The sequence below is a fragment of the Paraglaciecola sp. L3A3 genome, from assembly GCF_009796765.1.
Lineage (GTDB): Bacteria > Pseudomonadota > Gammaproteobacteria > Enterobacterales > Alteromonadaceae > Paraglaciecola.
This window is the reverse complement of the sequence record NZ_CP047023.1, coordinates 5,049,457-5,065,139: the sequence shown is the minus strand read 5'-3', so window position 1 is coordinate 5,065,139 and position 15,683 is coordinate 5,049,457. Positions and strand designations below refer to the sequence as shown.

Below are 15,683 nucleotides of genomic sequence, written 5' to 3'. Positions count from 1 at the left end.
TTTCTTTAAATGAAATTTTTTATAAAAAATAAAAACATCATTAGGTCTCTGTTTGCCATCTTGGCAGCTGGAAATATCGTTATTTTTTTTATTATCTCTTATGGTTTTTGGCGAATAAGTCCACAAGCAACATTTGTATTCTACAATTTGATTTGTGCACTGATATTGTTTGAAATATCAAAGAGACAGCAATCGATTGAGATAATGAGTGACAGCATGTTAATTACAGGGCTGTTCTCAACTAAAAAAATTAGCAATGCAGATATAAAGTCAATCGAAGTTCAAACTTTTGGGACAAAGAAGTCTATGAGTCTTTGTAGAATGGCGGTTAATGGGCGTTTTCCCCTCACATTTATGCCAGAAATGTTTGAGGATAAAGATGACTATCATACATTAGTGAAGTGCTTAAGCAGAATCGAAAAAAAATACTCACAACATAGTGAGCTTGGTTTGAAGGGAGTTGTGTCTGGTTATTGTGAGCAGCTAGTAACCTACAGTGCCGTGCTTATAATGGTCACACTGAACACTGCATTGTTCTTTATGAGCCAAGATGATTATTTATTAGCGATGGATAATTTTGCGTTTTCAAAAAATGTAATTGAGTCACGTGAATATTATAGGTTTGTAACTGCGTTTTTTCTACATGTTGACCCTGTGCACTTATTCATTAATCTTATTTCCCTTGGCGTTCTTGGCGGCATGCTTGAGCGATTTTTTGGCAGAGCTAGATACTTTAATATTTTGATCTTATCAACTTTGTCTGGTTGGTTTTTTTCTCTAATTTTCTCTCAATACAATCTTGTGGTAGGTGCGTCTGGTGGAGTATTTGGTTTGTTTGGCGCATATCTAGTTCTAAAAGTAGTAAGTAAGGGCTCATTGCAGCCGTCGGTTGATCCAATGCCTTATTGGTGGATAGCCCTTTTATTGATTTTTCAAGTTGTGTCAGATTTGTATATCAATGACACAGATTTTGCGGCTCATATTGGGGGGATGATTGGGGGGGCAATATGTTTAGTTTTGTCGATATTTACATTTAAAAAGTCTGTATCCCTAGAGAAATTGGTTTCGTTAGTTTTACTTTTATCATGTTTTTTCGCTTTTTCTAATTTCATGCGTTGAAGATTGATGAGCTCTCTTATCAGTAAAACGCCCGTTGTGTGCTCTACTTTATTCAACTTGTTCAATTATGGCGTAAGTACAGATTTCATAAATGAAAAAATAGCTATTAATATATAAATCAATTGGGAGTAGAAAAATGGATTATTTACTTTACTCACTTGGCACAACGGGCGATGCGCTGCCGTTTATCAAATTGGCAGCCTCTATAAATGAAACTGGTGCGAAAGCCATTTTTTTAGGTAACGAAAAGTTTTTACCTCTGGCGAATTCTATGGGGGTTGAGTGTTTTTCAGTTTCGACTCGGGCAGCTTATGAAAGTACCTATAATAACCCGTTAACCTGGTCGCGTGATCACGCACAAAACCATTACAATGAGTTTCATTTTCCAGCAATCAAACCAACGTTTAAGGCCATTCAACAGGTTGTTCAGCAAGGGCATCAACCACTGGTTATTTATCAGGATGCCTTATCGGGGGCCAGAATGGCTGCAGAGGAATTTGGCCTTAAGTCCTGTCAAGTGGTGCTTGCTCCCCAATGTATCAGCTCCATATTAAGCCCTGCCTACCCCATGCGCAGGCAGGTAGAGGAACGATTGTGGAGTGAAATAATCACCCAAATAAAAAAGAAGGCGAAGAAAGATACTTTTGACCGGCTAGTTAGACCCCTAATAAATCCAGCCCGTAAAGAGTTGGGTTTAGCGGAATGGGCACTACCGGATTTACCTGACATGGAGTCCAGTCCTTCAGTGTTGGCTTTGTTTCCCGAGTGGTTTAAGCCTAATCCTGGCGACTGGCCTAAACAGTTGTTTAATACCGGTTTTATTTTAGGGGACACTCAGAATCATTATAACAATACGCAACTGGATGAATTTATTAATCGGTACGGTTCTCCTTTGACATTTACCTTTGGTACGGGAATTCCGGTTACGCGTTTGTTAATTGACAAAATCCGACATCTTTGTCGTTTGGTCGGTAAGCCGGGCGTATTTGTTGCACACTCGCAAAATAACTCGTTTATAGACAATGGGGACTTTCCTGTTTTGACGCTGACATCGGCTCCCTTTAGCTATTTGTTTGCTCATTCGGCACTGATTATACATCATGGAGGTATAGGTACTTGTGCACAAGCTCTGGCCTCTGGCACTTTACAAATTATTTCACCTTATACTTTTGATCAACCGGATAATGCTTTTTTACTCTGGCAATTGGGTGTTAGCAATGCGATTGATTTTCTAAATGATTCGGTGGATCAGATAGTGAGCATAGTGATTGATGTGATGTCATCTAAGAGCATCGCAGCAAAGGCGGAAGAATATCAAACCCTCACTATTGACGAGACGGAATCCTCGGTAAGGTTTATCTTGTCGCTATAGGAATAACGATGACAAAAATATTAATTGAATTGGCGAAATCTTTTAATCAACTCCCCGTTGAAGTGAATAAAATTACTGGTACGCATTTATTGTGGCGAGATCAATCTGCCACTAGTAATAGTTATATGTCAGATAATGAATTTGTTGATAATTATTCTTGGGTTGTAAAAAACAGTTTTTTTACCGACGGTTCCAGAAAGCAATCAGATATTACACAAACAGTGTTTGCGGAGCGCTATGGCGGGTTTGGCATAGGTATAAATGGTGGCGGTGCTAGGGTCGTTAATATTAACGACGCGCAAGTAAAAGGTGTTGGTGCCAATGCACTGGCCGGCGAGGGCGCACTGCGGTCACACTCATATGGCGGGCTGGACATTCAGGGGGCAGTTAAGGAGATTATTTATTCGCGCTTGTTGAGTAAAATATCGCCCGTTGGAGTGCAAGCTATCAGTGGTTTAATCTTTTTGGATCATACCTCAGCACTGCATAATGATAATGCAGCGCCCAGTGTACTTATGGTGAGGGAACCAATCACAAGACCGGGCCACTTTTTGCCTTGTATCAACTTCCGGCTTAAGCCAGAGTATCAAACACTTGTGCGTTCAGATTATTCTAGGGTACTCGGCATTTATAAGGGGATTGGCAAGCAAGCTTTACTTTCTGATTTTTATGCGCTCATACAAAATTTTTTAGATAAGTGTGCCGATCAGTTGTCCTTTTTCCGGATAGCACGCTTATCCCATAATGCATTATCTCCGTCTAATATCAGTTTGGATGGACGTGTACTGGATACTGCGCTATGCAGTTTTGTGGTATCTGGTAGCAATTATGGTCAAGTAACTAGTTACTTTGAAGAAGTGTCAACACCTGCGTTAATTACAAAAGAATGGTTCTATTTAGTTAGTAAATTTTTAGGGGATGAGCCTGTTGAAGAGCACTTTTTAAAACTTTACGAAGAGAAATTTTACCAATATGCCAGTGTTAATATGGGATTTATATTCGGACTAGACCGGGAAATGTCAACCAAACTTTCCTCTACATTAGAGTGGCAAAAAGTAGCATCTCGTACACTTTCCTTGTTGTCGATGGGCTCACCTACAAAAACCAGTACATTGCCTACCGTCGATGCGGTTGATTTTTTCAATGATATATTGTCCGCCAGTCTCTATGCCCTATTAAATAATAGTGGCATTAATCAAAAGAATAAATTTCTGACTGAATTTACCCAAGATCTCCGTTCACTTATCACACTTATGGCACCTGCGTTGGGTTGGCATGGGCAAAATGAGAGGAGCTTTTACATAACGTTTGCCATTCAGATTATAAAAAGGGCTTTTCTTAGCAGTTATTTTTTTATTACTTACATTGGCCGCACAGTGGATGATTATTATGCAACCGGCAGTGTTGATAAAACAGCTGAAATCATTAACGAAAACGAACGTGTTATCAATTGGGTATATGAAAATTTATTGAATGAAAGCTGCACAATCTATTCAGGTAATGGGGTGGAAATCAAATACAGTAACGCAACTGATGAGTATATCTATAATGATAAGAACAAAATAGAAAAACGATTTACTGATATTTGTGCTTTGAGTGCCATGATAAAGACCAATCAGAGTGCATATATCGTGCAGAATTATGATTTTTATCCGTATCTAAAACGTCTTTTTGCCCTTATAGATAATGACCCAATGAACAGCTTTAACGGAGTGAAAAATGTATTTTGTTGAGCATCAAGGTGCAGATTTATTAAATGAGGCAATAGCACTACGCGCTACAAACGAATCTGGAGTTGATGCCTATCAGCTCCATTGTTTGTGGGAAGCTAGCAAGCACAGACAAATTATTATGGTCAAAACAGAAAACTGCGAACCATTAGCCAGCATTAGTTTTGCCAAAATATCCAAATATACGCTTAAACAGCTTGCCTCTAACGCGGAGTATAAATTGCGCCCATATGAATATAGTGAGGGAAAAATTTTGTATGTACTCGATGGTTTTTTTAGAAAAAATAATTTTAGAAAATCGCTAGCATTATTGATACCTCAACTTAAAAAATACCGGTTAATTGCCTATGTAAAAAAAGGGAGATTGAGGGTTTTTTACAATAGCGTTGATTTTATTAAGATCGTCAAACTGAATGAATCATAATAATAGGGTCAATGTTATCGATGATAGCTGTGGCATGAAAACACCTAACTTAGTGCACTTACTAAAAAGACAGCAAAGATGCTGGCTTACAAGACATCAACTTATTCTAGGGCGGGACATATAAATACGCTAAATCATAAGGTACTGAGTCTTAAAAATCAGGCTGGTATTTTTGATGTGAATGAAGCACTTGAAATAACAAAAGTTGCTGACAATAGCGATATTTTTAAAGGTACAGAACAGCTACAAAATATTATCAAAATTGAAGATGCAACAGCAATTATTGTCGAAGATGGTGAACATTACCGCTTGCCTAAAAACGATGCTTATAAAAACGTTAAAGGCCGTATTTGCCGAGAAGTCAACCTATTGCTACTCATAACTTAACCATTGATGATTATGCGCTTTTAAATTCTCGCTGAGCGTACATTTATTTATTGGAGTTGGTATGAGCCTTGTGGTCAAGGTAGACCATGGAAAAATACTACAGTGAAAGCCAATGTACCCTCAGATGTTTATATAATGACAGCTTAAGATAAAAAATCGGTTGAATTAATAGCAGGCGGATACCAAACATCACCCTTGAAGTGGACATTGATGGCACAGGCCTGTGGGTTGATTACCAAACGTTTTCACTTAAAGCAGGTGAGTCTTTATCACATACTTTTCCAGAAGGATTTTCTGCTTATTGAATGCGTGAAACGAGTAGCAGAGATGCAAAAACTAAAGCATGGTTTACCTATAAGTAACTCAGCGCGATAAATTTTTTTATTGTTTATATAAAATACTTGTTTTGTGCGACTAATCAACAAATTAGTCCTGTAAAACAATGGTTTATATGGGCTCAATGGTTAATTAAAGGCACCTTTAACGGCTAAAACAATAAACTTAATCAGGCTTTAAATAAGCGATATCATCTTGATCATCTAGACCAAAGTCATAACCACCTTCAAAATCATCATTTAATTCATTCGTGACATTGACCGACAACTCTAAGATTTCTGGAACATACACTGCCACGGTTTTTTGTGAGCTAATGATGGATTTAAACTCAGTAAAATCTAATAAAGAAGACTCTTCGAGGTAGTTTTTAGTGCTAGCGGGCTGTTTTTCGGTAAAGTTAGTCACACACTGAGCGAATTTTTCCAATATCAGTTTTACCTCTGTACTAGTTAAATAGGTAATCAGTTGGTTATAACGCTCATTATTAAAGACCTTCTCTTGAGAGTCTATTAACATAAGGGCTACGGCTGAATTGAGCAATTTTTGTAGCTCAAACTTTAGGTAGTCTTCATCCGTTTCAGGAATAACCACGTTAGCAGCATATTGTGAAGATATGTTTCGGTACAAGTTTAATAGTTTTAAGCTATCTTGGCCTTGTTTGACCAACTCGGCATGCAGTAATCTTATGTCAGAAGTATCGTCGGCTGCTAATGCGTAAGTGCTCAGTTTGATTTGTTTAAAATAGTCGGCAGAAATTTGTTTTAAGCCCGAATATTTTGCCCAACCCGCTCTGAAACAATACACTATGCCTTCGGTTTTGATTATATCTTTGGCTTTTTCAGTGCTATTTTCGCAATGGGTTAACAAGCCTAGATTAATAATACCTAGAACTATTTCACAGGCTTTTTTAATGTGATCCGCATAAATAATCGATAAATTATCTGAAGCAATACGTAACGACATATCAGACAGTTGTTGTTTGGTTTTGTCTACAAACTCCTGTGAAAAATATCCATCAGCCAAACCATCTTTTAGAACCAAAAGTACAAAGGGTTTGTTCCTTAACTCTGCTATTTTCATGACATTATCCTAAAGAGGCGCAAACATATCGTCGGTGTCCATTTCAACCGCTGTCACTCTTTGTTTGTTAGCATTATTTTTTAAGGCGGCTTCTATATTGTCTAAGGTGCCGTTAGTGCTTACTGCTAAGACTTCGTTGTAGGCTTCTTCATCAAGGTGTTTGATTTTTAGTAATAACTCTTCAATGCTGCCGGAAACTTGTTCTTCATCATATTCTAGTTCAGTAAAATCATGACCCACAAAAGGCAGTGACAAATACAACAGACCAAAGTCATCTTGCACAATAGTTTTCAGTACATCTTTTTGTTTTTCATCATCGTCATAAGACAAGAATATTTGAGAGAGCAAACTATGGGCTTCGGTTTGTGCGCAAAATAGCGATTCTTCATCTAAATTTTGCCAGTATGAAGGTTCAACATTTAATAATTTTTTAACCGACTCGGCATCCATCAACCAAGTGGCAATCGACGGTATAGTGGCATCATGCTCACGCACAATTTTAGCTACGGTTAAAATATCCATCTCGGCAAATACCGCTAACATGGCTTTATCACCCTGCTCAGAGGCTATTTGTTCTAATGAGGTACCCGCTTGTCTACCACTGTGTTGGGCTTGCTCGGTAATATCGGTAGCGAGAATTAGTGCTTTACTAGTCAATGGGTGTTCCTCAAAAATAGTTTAATTTTATTCATCATAGCCGTAGGTTTCATAGGGGTCTTCAGAGTGATCTCTGTCGTCAATTTCAACCTCTGCAGGTAAAGGTGTAGCATCATAAGTATTATAAAGATGCACCAATAACACAGCCATTTTTAACTCGTCTTCTGAGTGCTCCATTAACTGAGTAATGGTCGCTCTAGCATCGGTATGCACACCAACAAAAGGTTTCACGTCAGCCCATAATGGCGGCTGAGTGATATCTAGTTTAGCCAGCTTTTCTGAATTAATTCGTACACTGCGAGTAATGGCCATAGCCAATTGATCCACTAGCCCAGTAAAAACTGAACTGTTGGTGGCTAATTGAGCTTGTAAAACTTTAAGGTAATTAGTCAATAATTCTGGATTTTCAGGATCAGTTAACGACTCCATGTTCTCTAAATACATTGAAAACTCATCAGCCAAATAAGCAGGTATTGCGGTTTGAAATTTCATTTAAGTGATCCCTACAACAAGGCATTGTGCCAAAAAGAATCAGCTACTTCTCTTGGGTCTGTGATAATTGTGTAATTACTTTTAATATATAAAGCGCGCTTCTTCGGATCGGCAATGACTTCATAGGCTTTTTGAATAAGCTGAAATTTGTCTTTTGCTTCTGCCGCACTGTTTCTATCAGGGTGGTATTGATTAGCTAGCTTACGATACGCTTTTTTAATTTCGGTAGTGGAAGAGGTTCTAGTAACCCCTAATAGCTCAAAATGATCCATAAAATTTAACGTAATTGTTGTGCATATTATTTAATTAAAAAGTGCCAGTATTTTTCTGTCTCTCATTTTACCTTTACCACTGTTGTTTAACAATGGCGGCGTGTTCTAAAAGTAGTACTTAAAAAATAATTTTCTTTAGTTTGAGTATAGCCAAAACCTGCCTAGTCCTCTTTGTTGCATTAAAGAGGAGATGATATTTTTAGGGTTAATTAACCTTAATAAAAATAGGATTACTGTAAAACCAAAGATCAGACCAAGGGTCTTCTCCATATTCATCGGGCTGAGGCTCGAGTTGTTCAGTATTAGTGCCCCGAACTCGCAGGTAGCTATCTTGAGCTATGTTTTTGATAGTGTAATTGATTACTTGATATTGATTATCTTGTTGCCAATTATCTTGATAAAAACGACCTATAACTTGTGTTGTTGGATTGGTATCCACAGATTTGTCTATTAATAACCCCATTACTTTGCCAGTAATGATATCGACATGATTCACTTGAGGGTTTTCACCACGGGCGTTGTTACTCTCAGGATCAAGAAACTTGATTTGCACCATGACAGTGTCACCAGCATTAACCATTAAAGTGTCACCTATGTTGGCGCTTTGTGCTGTATGATTGACGCTTACGGTGACATAAAGCTCGGATAACAAATCGCCAGTGGTAACAAATACATGTCCTTTTCTAAAATTCTCTAAGATGTCATCATAATTTTTTGCAGCATGGATATAAGTTTTTGAAAATTCGCCGGGCCAAAAATCTTGGCCTCCGTCAGTATAATGTTTATGGCTGTCAGACGCAGCCGTTACCCACCAATGACGCCCTTCGCCTAGCATGCTGTCCCAAAACCCACTCAAACGTGCGGTCATTTGGTCAAAGCCTCCCATAGTGGGAAAACCTCTATATCTGCCCCTTTGTACATCTTGTTTGATCTCACCATTAGGTTTTAATGTTACAGCCTGATGCCCTGGAGATCCTGCCATACCAATAGCAACCGTTGGTGCGGCATTGTTCCAATTGCGTAATTCGGTTGGGGTGACCTTAGTGTAAACCCCTAAATCTTTTGCGGTGCGACCAGGGTGATTAACAATTACAATCGGCTGCTTTGTTTGGCTTTCCATATCTGCAAGGGCAACTAACATTTGCTCCTCGGTGTTTCTTTGGGGATCAACTGGATGAGCCTCTTTTATATCATAGCTTTTTTCAAGATTGTGAAGTTGCTCTGCTTCATCATGGCTGTGGGGAATAATTAAACTGCTGTGCTCTGCGCCAGGGGTATTTAATTCCATGCCATAAAATTGGATTATGTCGGGTACCGCTTTACGTGACGCCAATAAATCTGGATAGGCTTGGGTTAAATTAAGTTTACTATGATTAGGTCCGCCATGATCTGTAGTGACCATCCAACTTAAGCCGTGTTTATGGGCCATTTGTGCATTCATTTGTGTTGTATAAATGGCATCACCACCAATTATTGGGGCTGGTGGCGTAACACTATTGTCCCACTTAGCGCTGTAGGTACCATGAATATGATGATCACCCGCTAACCACTGCTTGGTATTTTTGTCATGGCTATGGCTAGAGTGGTCATGGTCATGCTGCTGTACCTTAGTGCAGCTAACACTTAAAAGGGTTAGACCGACACAGAATAACTTTAATCGCATTGTTTTCATTCATAACTCCAAAGGCTGTTATTAAGGTGGTCCTCAATAAGCTACATTATTTTTATTGCGTCGTGTTATTTATGCTTATTAGGCAACGAATGATTAAGCATCATCTGGTCTTCTGTTAAGTCCAATGCGTCAAACCCTTCCTCAGGGATATCCATCCCAGAAATCCAAGCGACACTATTAACCAGCTGTTTGCGAATACTCTTTGTCATCCAGAAATTTGAGTGAGTATGGCCCATAGTTGTACCAATGCTTTTGCCGCCCCCTTTTCTGTCAAAACTCCAAAAAATAGTCCTCTCTAATTCGCTTAGAAAACTTGCGACTTGATTGCGATCTCTCTCATACTTAGATTTTCCAGTATTTGAGTAAAAGGTAGGAACCTGGTTAAATGTCTCCGCTACGACTATGGGTTTAATACTATCTACGTATTCCATCCTGTAATAGATTTCATCAAAAATAGTGTAGGGCTCTACCCCTTTATTAACCGGGTGTTCAGAGAGTTTACTTTGAATGTGCGTCCACCTTGTCAAGGTTCTGTTTTTACTGTTTCCGGCATAAAAGCCTCCTATCCAGTTATTGAAATAGGTGCCTTTGAAGTCAGGTGATTTTCTTCCTTCGGGAACAGTGGCGTAGTGGATAAATAACAGCCCTAGGTCGCTATTTTTTTCTAATAACGAGTCAAATTCTGCCATTTTATCTTTGAGTAAGTGATTTTGGTCACCATCAGACATAATCACAATGGCATCTGCATTATCTAGTTCAGATTGAGTCGGCCAAGCCGCGTCTAAAAATATCTTTGTCACAAAATTGGCTTTAGTTTGTCTCTGCAGTAAGTTTTCAAGTACAGAAATACCTGAATTATTTTCATGTTGTCCGTGGCCATGGGTCTTTTTACCCGAAAGTAAAAGAATATGCTTAGTCTCTTTTTCGCTATGAATTGTGGATTGAGGACCTGTATAAGAGCATCCTACAAGTAAAGCGAAAATAGATGTGAATAGCACTTGTTGAAAGCGCAATATTGCATTAATTGTGGTACTCGCTCCAGTCCCAACGCTTGCTTCTCGGATGTGGTCTTGTTTGATGACAAAGTTAGCTGTACGTGTTTTAAATTGTGCCAAATAAGTTCTATTAGATTTTATCATGTTTACCCCATTCTATATTAAACGAAGCTTATCTTACATTGGGGTGGAGATTCATTAATATATAATAATACACTATTTTGTCGAGCGTACGAGTTCTCTTCGGCAGGGGGCCACAGTGGTGATATATTTACAGGCGTAATAGGTTGGTAAGGTAAGTGATATCTTAGAATATAGCGATGGTGCACCCGCGGATTGCTCAGCACATCCATGTGCTTCGTCGCTTCGCGACCATGCTGCGCATGTCCAAAATTGTTCCAGACAATTTTGTCGAACGGACGCGTTCGCCTCGGCAGGGTGCACATTAGTGATAAATTTACAGGTGTAATGAGTTTGTGAGGTAAGTGATATCTTAGAATATAGAGATGGTGCACCCGCGGATTGCTCAGCACATCCATGTGCTTCGTCGCTTCGCGACCATGCTGCGCATGTCCAAAATTGTTCCAGACAATTTTGTCGAACGGACGCATTCGCCTCGGCAGGGTGCACATCAGTGATAAATTTACAGGTGTAATGGGATTATAAGGCAAGTGGTATTTTTGAAGGTATAAATGGTGCACCCGCGGATTGCTCAGCACATCCATGTGCTTCGTCGCTTCGCGACCATGCTGCGCATGTCCAAAATTGCTCCAGACAATTTTGTCGAACGGACGCGTTCGCCTCGGCAGGGTGCACATTAGTGATAAATTTACAGGTGTAATGGGATTATAAGGCAAGTGGTATTTTTGAAGGTATAAATGGTGCACCCGCGGATTGCTCAGCACATCCATGTGCTTCGTCGCTTCGCGACCATGCTGCGCATGTCCAAAATTGTTCCAGACAATTTTGTCGAACGGACGCGTTCGCCTCGGCAGGGTGCACATTAGTGATAAATTTACAGGTGTAATGGGTTTGTGAGGTAAGTGATATCTTAGAATATAGAGATGGTGCACCCGGCGCGATTCGAACGCGCGACCTCTGCCTCCGGAGTGTGATTTTATATTGTTTTTCTATGAACAAGTGTGAACATTAAAAATCCACAATAAACTTAAAATAATAATAAAAACAATGGTTTGTTTGGTATTTTTGGTTTTTTGTTGTTTCTTCCTGTTCATTGTTGCACAATTCAACTGCTACATATTTGCTACACAGGAATTGTTTAAAAGCTTATGGCAGTTAAAGCGAAGATCTCTAATTCGACTATTCGAAACTTAAAACCTAGTGATAAAAGGTTAAATGATACCGACATTTCAGGATTTCATGCTCGTATCACTGAGAACGGTAAAATTAAGTATTACTTGTTTTATCGTCTTAATGGAAAACAAGTTAATTATCTATTGGGGGCGGATGGTCAAATTACGCCTGCACAAGCACGTGATTTAGCAAAAGATAAATCTGCCGAGATAATAAAAGGTATTGATGTTCAGGCTGTAAGGAAGCAAGCCAAAGAGCAAGTAAGGCTTTCAAAGTTATCAACTCTCAGGGCGTTTGTTGAACAAAAGTATAAACCTTGGCTAGAAACACGAAATGCCAAAACTTCAACGGCCGCTATTAAAAATTTAAAAGCGTCATTTCCTCAGTTCTTAGATTTTCAGCTTTCAGATATAACCGCTTGGCATTTGGAAAAATGGCGTAATGAGAAAAAGAGTGGCGGGCTGAAACCTGCCACAATTAACCGTCGAATAAACACGCTAAAGGGTTGCCTTAGCCGTGCAGTAGAATGGGAAATAATTGAAAGTCATGACCTGCACAAAGTTAAAGCTTTAAAAGTAGATAATTCAAAGGTTAGGTATTTAGATAAAGACGAAGAAAAACGGCTAAGAGATGCCTTAAAGAGTAGAGATGGCAAAATTAAAAGTCAGCGTACTAGCGCGAACAAATTTAGAGTAGAAAGAGGTTATGAATTACTCCCTGACTTAACACAAAACACATTCGCTGATTATCTCTCTCCTATCGTTTTACTAGCAATGAATACAGGCATGAGACGGGGGGAAATCTTAAGTATTGAATGGCAAAATGTAGACTTATCTAATAGAAACCTAACCGTGATATCTGAAAATGCCAAATCGGGAAAAACCAGACACATTCCTTTAAACAATGAAGCTTATGAAACCCTAAAAAATTGGAAAATTGATTCAGGCTTTCATGGTTTAGTGTTTAAAGGTCAAGATGGTAAACAACTGTTAGAAATTCGCAAAAGTTGGGCAACTGTTTTAGATATGGCAAAAATTGAAGATTTCCGTTTTCATGATTTGCGCCACCACTTTGCAAGTAAATTAGTTATGGCTTCAGTCGATCTTAATACGGTGAGAGAATTACTCGGACATAGTGACTTAACTATGACACTTAGATATGCTCATTTAGCACCTGAACATAAGGCAGCTGCGGTTAATTTGATTGGTTAATTTGGCTTGTGGTTATATGTTTGGAAGCTTTTCCCATTCCACGATTCTTTCTCGAACCAAGTTGATAGATATATTAGATTTTTCGGCAATCTCTTTTTGATTTTTCTCTGCTTCTTCCCAATATGTATCGAATTCATTTCCATAAGAAGGTGAGTGGTATTGGTACTTCACAGATTCTGAATGTGCAAGCGTATCAATATCACATAGAGAATTATAAATGTTCTTTGGATAGAAAGGTCGTTTCTTCTCTCTTATCTCATAAAGAGATAATCTTGCATTATGCAATGCTTGAAGACGCTCTTTTTTTATTTCTTCTTCTGTTTTGTCTTTAGTAACTATGTCAACAACAGGTCTCAATCTATTTGCGCAGTTCCTGACATCGACTAGAGACTCCGTAAGTGACTCTAGAATAGAATATTCTTTTTCGTATCTATAACTATTGTTTTGAAGCTGAGAAGTTAGCTCAGCCCTCGTTGCTTCCAGTTGATGAGCATAATCCTTTTTAACTGATTCTATCTTATCTGTGATTTCTGTAATATCTTCTTTAGTCGCAAGGTTTTCCCCTTTTTTACCAAAATACTTTGGTAGATAATTATTTACGAGTAGTCCTACTATAAGACCAAGAAATAACAGTGTAATTTCATTAAAAAACATTTTTGACTCGCACATTAATTTAGTGAGTATGAACTCTATGTATGGCTAATTTTTACGCGGAAACCATCTTTTTTTCATTGCATTAAGATTTAAACCAATGCCATAAAAATTAGGCTTGAAATCTATAATATCTTCAACATTCGTAGTTTCTGGTATTATTTCACTCGTTTTGACATTTAAAGTATTAACTTTACTAATAAGCTCACACTTTATAGCTGCTAGTAATTTCTGAACCTGAGATGAAGAGACATGAAATGAAGTCACTTTAACATTTAAATATTCAAAAATTGTATTACAAAGTTGAGGATCTTTTAATATAAGGCCTTTTTCTTGATATGCCTCGAGTTCAATGACACTAGCTCGGAGGTTTGTAGAATTGATGAATTGTAAATCAACTTCTTCAATCATAAGTTTATGATGAAAATCATCCGTATGATATCCGTTTACAGTTCTGTATTCAGGTACCAAATCTCCCTCCTCCATTAAAGGACTTTGATAACCTGTCAATTCAAGTTTTGCCCATTTAATTAACTGATTATCTTGAGCTTCAGTTGCAGCAATTAAAAGTTTCTGTAGTAATTCAGACAAAGGTTTCTGATTTAAATGGTCAAGAATATTACTCATAGATTACCTTATTAGCCTATCGAGGCTTTAGAAAAGTCCCAGCCTTAAATTTATTATCAAAGTTACTTAAAAACACACACCAAATGGCACTGCTACGTGAAACTTGGATAGGTTTTACCATTGCACTTCAAAAAAATCAGCCTAAAACACGGTATGTTTTTTGACTCGACCTTTTTCTACAGCCTCAACGCCCAAATAACAGGCTAAAAATAGTGGGCTAAAATTGAGCGGAGTGAACAGCCCGCTGTTTTAGCCCTTTTTGATTCTCTTGTTATGAGTATCTTACTCTGATGAGATTTTACATACACCAACCCTTTGCAGGAAGTCGGCTCCCAATAAATAAGGACGATGATAGCCAGATTTATCATTTTCTTCACTATCAATATCCACAATCATTATACAATTTTCAATTGGGTTTTCGCCTCGTTGAAATAGCAGGTCAGCATGGGCTTCAGCTGTAAAATCTATTATTGTTCCATCGGATAAGGTTAACCAGACATGAGCTTTAATTGGTTTATTTAAATCAGGACTTTTTAGTTCACGTTCAATCTTTTCATATGACATTTCACAGTAAACATAATCATCCCAATACCTATCTCCAATAGTAATAAAACTATCGATATTAAATTCTGTTTTAAGGAGGTGCTGCGTCATTAAGTGAACTGGGGTACAGTTATTTGCTAGATCAGATGAACTCTTAAACCCCTTGGAATAAAGAAGATCTACACATAGCCGAAGAGCTTTGAGTTTTTCTTCATGGCTTAATGCAGCTTTAAAAGGGTAAGGATTAACAGTTAATTCGAGACCGAGTGATTTTGTTTTTTCAATTGCAGAAATTATTCTTTCTTCGTAATTCAATTAATTAATCCTTATACATGAATCTAGTATCTAAATTCGACAATACTCATAACGCTTATTATCGAGCATGTCGTATATGTCACTTCTCGATTTAATTTTTATTTCTGCCATTTTCAGTACTTACCTTTAGACTTTATTAAGTGTTTTTTACTACCACACCATCAAAACTGCAATGAATTACAAAAGCAAAAGGAGACCTGACTTTAACGCGACTTTTATGCATCCTATTAAAAACTATGTGAAGAATATTTTCCATACTTAAATTGGCTAAGATGCGTCGATTTGAAAAATACTAAAGTGCTTTTTTATTTTGAAAATGCCAGTTAACTTATGGCATTACAAAGTAATGGCATCATAGAAGAAAAAAAAGCGATAATAGCAAGTCAATATTCTGGAATGTTTTAAGTAAGCTAAAGCTATATTTGGGCTATAGCTAATTAGATAAGCTATAGCTGTACGAATAAAATTTAATCACGCAAATTTTAA

15 protein-coding genes are annotated in these 15,683 nt (G+C 37.9%); 6 read left to right on the top strand and 9 right to left on the bottom strand.

The window, feature by feature from the left end; genetic code table 11:
• The first annotated feature begins 9 nt into the window (after positions 1-9).
• From GQR87_RS21120 to GQR87_RS21100, 5 genes are all read left to right on the top strand, one after another.
• Positions 10-1,119 (top strand): rhomboid family intramembrane serine protease, encoded by a 1,110-nt coding sequence (locus GQR87_RS21120; protein ID WP_158972647.1) that lies wholly within the window; start codon positions 10-12, stop codon positions 1,117-1,119.
• Positions 1,120-1,255: 136 nt separating this feature from the next.
• Entirely contained in the window at positions 1,256-2,491 is a 1,236-nt protein-coding gene (locus tag GQR87_RS21115) for a hypothetical protein (protein WP_158972646.1), read from the top strand.
• Positions 2,492-2,499: 8 nt separating this feature from the next.
• Positions 2,500-4,224, top strand: coding sequence for a hypothetical protein (locus GQR87_RS21110; RefSeq protein ID WP_158972645.1), 1,725 nt, complete (start codon positions 2,500-2,502; stop codon positions 4,222-4,224).
• Complete coding sequence (locus tag GQR87_RS21105; protein ID WP_158972644.1) at positions 4,211-4,645, top strand: hypothetical protein; 435 nt, start codon at positions 4,211-4,213, stop codon at positions 4,643-4,645. Before GQR87_RS21110 ends, GQR87_RS21105 begins: the two co-directional genes overlap by 14 nt.
• 78 nt (positions 4,646-4,723) lie before the next feature.
• Positions 4,724-5,032 (top strand): hypothetical protein, encoded by a 309-nt coding sequence (locus tag GQR87_RS21100; protein WP_158972643.1) that lies wholly within the window; start codon positions 4,724-4,726, stop codon positions 5,030-5,032.
• 501 nt (positions 5,033-5,533) lie between these two features.
• Here the strand turns inward: GQR87_RS21100 and GQR87_RS21095 are convergent.
• The 6 genes from GQR87_RS21095 to GQR87_RS21070 form a co-directional block, all read right to left on the bottom strand.
• Entirely contained in the window at positions 5,534-6,448 is a 915-nt protein-coding gene (locus tag GQR87_RS21095) for a hypothetical protein (protein ID WP_158972642.1), read from the bottom strand.
• Between the two features lie 9 nt (positions 6,449-6,457).
• The gene (locus GQR87_RS21090; RefSeq protein ID WP_158972641.1) at positions 6,458-7,105 is read right to left on the bottom strand and encodes a hypothetical protein; all 648 of its coding nucleotides are present in this window, start codon (positions 7,103-7,105) and stop codon (positions 6,458-6,460) included.
• Positions 7,106-7,132: 27 nt separating this feature from the next.
• Positions 7,133-7,597 (bottom strand): hypothetical protein, encoded by a 465-nt coding sequence (locus GQR87_RS21085; protein WP_158972640.1) that lies wholly within the window; start codon positions 7,595-7,597, stop codon positions 7,133-7,135.
• Between the two features lie 11 nt (positions 7,598-7,608).
• Positions 7,609-7,869 (bottom strand): DnaJ domain-containing protein, encoded by a 261-nt coding sequence (locus tag GQR87_RS21080; protein WP_158972639.1) that lies wholly within the window; start codon positions 7,867-7,869, stop codon positions 7,609-7,611.
• A gap of 205 nt (positions 7,870-8,074) precedes the next feature.
• Positions 8,075-9,541: a phosphoesterase gene (locus tag GQR87_RS21075; RefSeq protein ID WP_158972638.1), complete on the bottom strand. Its 1,467-nt coding sequence runs from the start codon at positions 9,539-9,541 to the stop codon at positions 8,075-8,077.
• Positions 9,542-9,606: 65 nt separating this feature from the next.
• Positions 9,607-10,680, bottom strand: a complete 1,074-nt coding sequence (locus tag GQR87_RS21070; RefSeq protein WP_158972637.1) for a ThuA domain-containing protein — start codon at positions 10,678-10,680, stop codon at positions 9,607-9,609.
• 1,145 nt (positions 10,681-11,825) lie between these two features.
• Between GQR87_RS21070 and GQR87_RS21065 the strand changes: the two genes are divergently transcribed.
• Positions 11,826-13,061, top strand: a complete 1,236-nt coding sequence (locus tag GQR87_RS21065) for a tyrosine-type recombinase/integrase (RefSeq protein WP_158972636.1) — start codon at positions 11,826-11,828, stop codon at positions 13,059-13,061.
• Between the two features lie 12 nt (positions 13,062-13,073).
• Here GQR87_RS21065 and GQR87_RS21060 read toward each other — a convergent pair whose 3' ends face one another.
• From GQR87_RS21060 to GQR87_RS21050, 3 genes are all read right to left on the bottom strand, one after another.
• The gene (locus tag GQR87_RS21060) at positions 13,074-13,715 is read right to left on the bottom strand and encodes a hypothetical protein (protein WP_158972635.1); all 642 of its coding nucleotides are present in this window, start codon (positions 13,713-13,715) and stop codon (positions 13,074-13,076) included.
• Positions 13,716-13,760: 45 nt separating this feature from the next.
• Positions 13,761-14,339 carry a hypothetical protein gene (locus GQR87_RS21055; RefSeq protein WP_158972634.1) on the bottom strand — a complete coding sequence of 193 codons (579 nt, stop codon included), beginning with the start codon at positions 14,337-14,339 and terminating at the stop codon, positions 13,761-13,763.
• A gap of 282 nt (positions 14,340-14,621) precedes the next feature.
• Entirely contained in the window at positions 14,622-15,197 is a 576-nt protein-coding gene (locus GQR87_RS21050; protein WP_158972633.1) for a hypothetical protein, read from the bottom strand.
• Between the last annotated feature and the right edge of the window lie 486 nt (positions 15,198-15,683).

Bases quoted from the DNA above. Each gene is read 5' to 3' on its own strand.
- GQR87_RS21120 (WP_158972647.1), top strand. From the start codon at position 10: ATGAAATTTTTTATAAAAAATAAAAACATCATTAGGTCTCTGTTTGCC.
- GQR87_RS21115 (WP_158972646.1), top strand. From the start codon at position 1,256: ATGGATTATTTACTTTACTCACTTGGCACAACGGGCGATGCGCTGCCG.
- GQR87_RS21110 (WP_158972645.1), top strand. From the start codon at position 2,500: ATGACAAAAATATTAATTGAATTGGCGAAATCTTTTAATCAACTCCCC.
- GQR87_RS21105 (WP_158972644.1), top strand. From the start codon at position 4,211: ATGTATTTTGTTGAGCATCAAGGTGCAGATTTATTAAATGAGGCAATA.
- GQR87_RS21100 (WP_158972643.1), top strand. From the start codon at position 4,724: ATGCTGGCTTACAAGACATCAACTTATTCTAGGGCGGGACATATAAAT.
- GQR87_RS21095 (WP_158972642.1), bottom strand. From the start codon at position 6,448: ATGAAAATAGCAGAGTTAAGGAACAAACCCTTTGTACTTTTGGTTCTA.
- GQR87_RS21085 (WP_158972640.1), bottom strand. From the start codon at position 7,597: ATGAAATTTCAAACCGCAATACCTGCTTATTTGGCTGATGAGTTTTCA.
- GQR87_RS21080 (WP_158972639.1), bottom strand. From the start codon at position 7,869: ATGGATCATTTTGAGCTATTAGGGGTTACTAGAACCTCTTCCACTACC.
- GQR87_RS21075 (WP_158972638.1), bottom strand. From the start codon at position 9,541: ATGAAAACAATGCGATTAAAGTTATTCTGTGTCGGTCTAACCCTTTTA.
- GQR87_RS21070 (WP_158972637.1), bottom strand. From the start codon at position 10,680: ATGATAAAATCTAATAGAACTTATTTGGCACAATTTAAAACACGTACA.
- GQR87_RS21065 (WP_158972636.1), top strand. From the start codon at position 11,826: ATGGCAGTTAAAGCGAAGATCTCTAATTCGACTATTCGAAACTTAAAA.
- GQR87_RS21060 (WP_158972635.1), bottom strand. From the start codon at position 13,715: ATGTTTTTTAATGAAATTACACTGTTATTTCTTGGTCTTATAGTAGGA.
- GQR87_RS21055 (WP_158972634.1), bottom strand. From the start codon at position 14,339: ATGAGTAATATTCTTGACCATTTAAATCAGAAACCTTTGTCTGAATTA.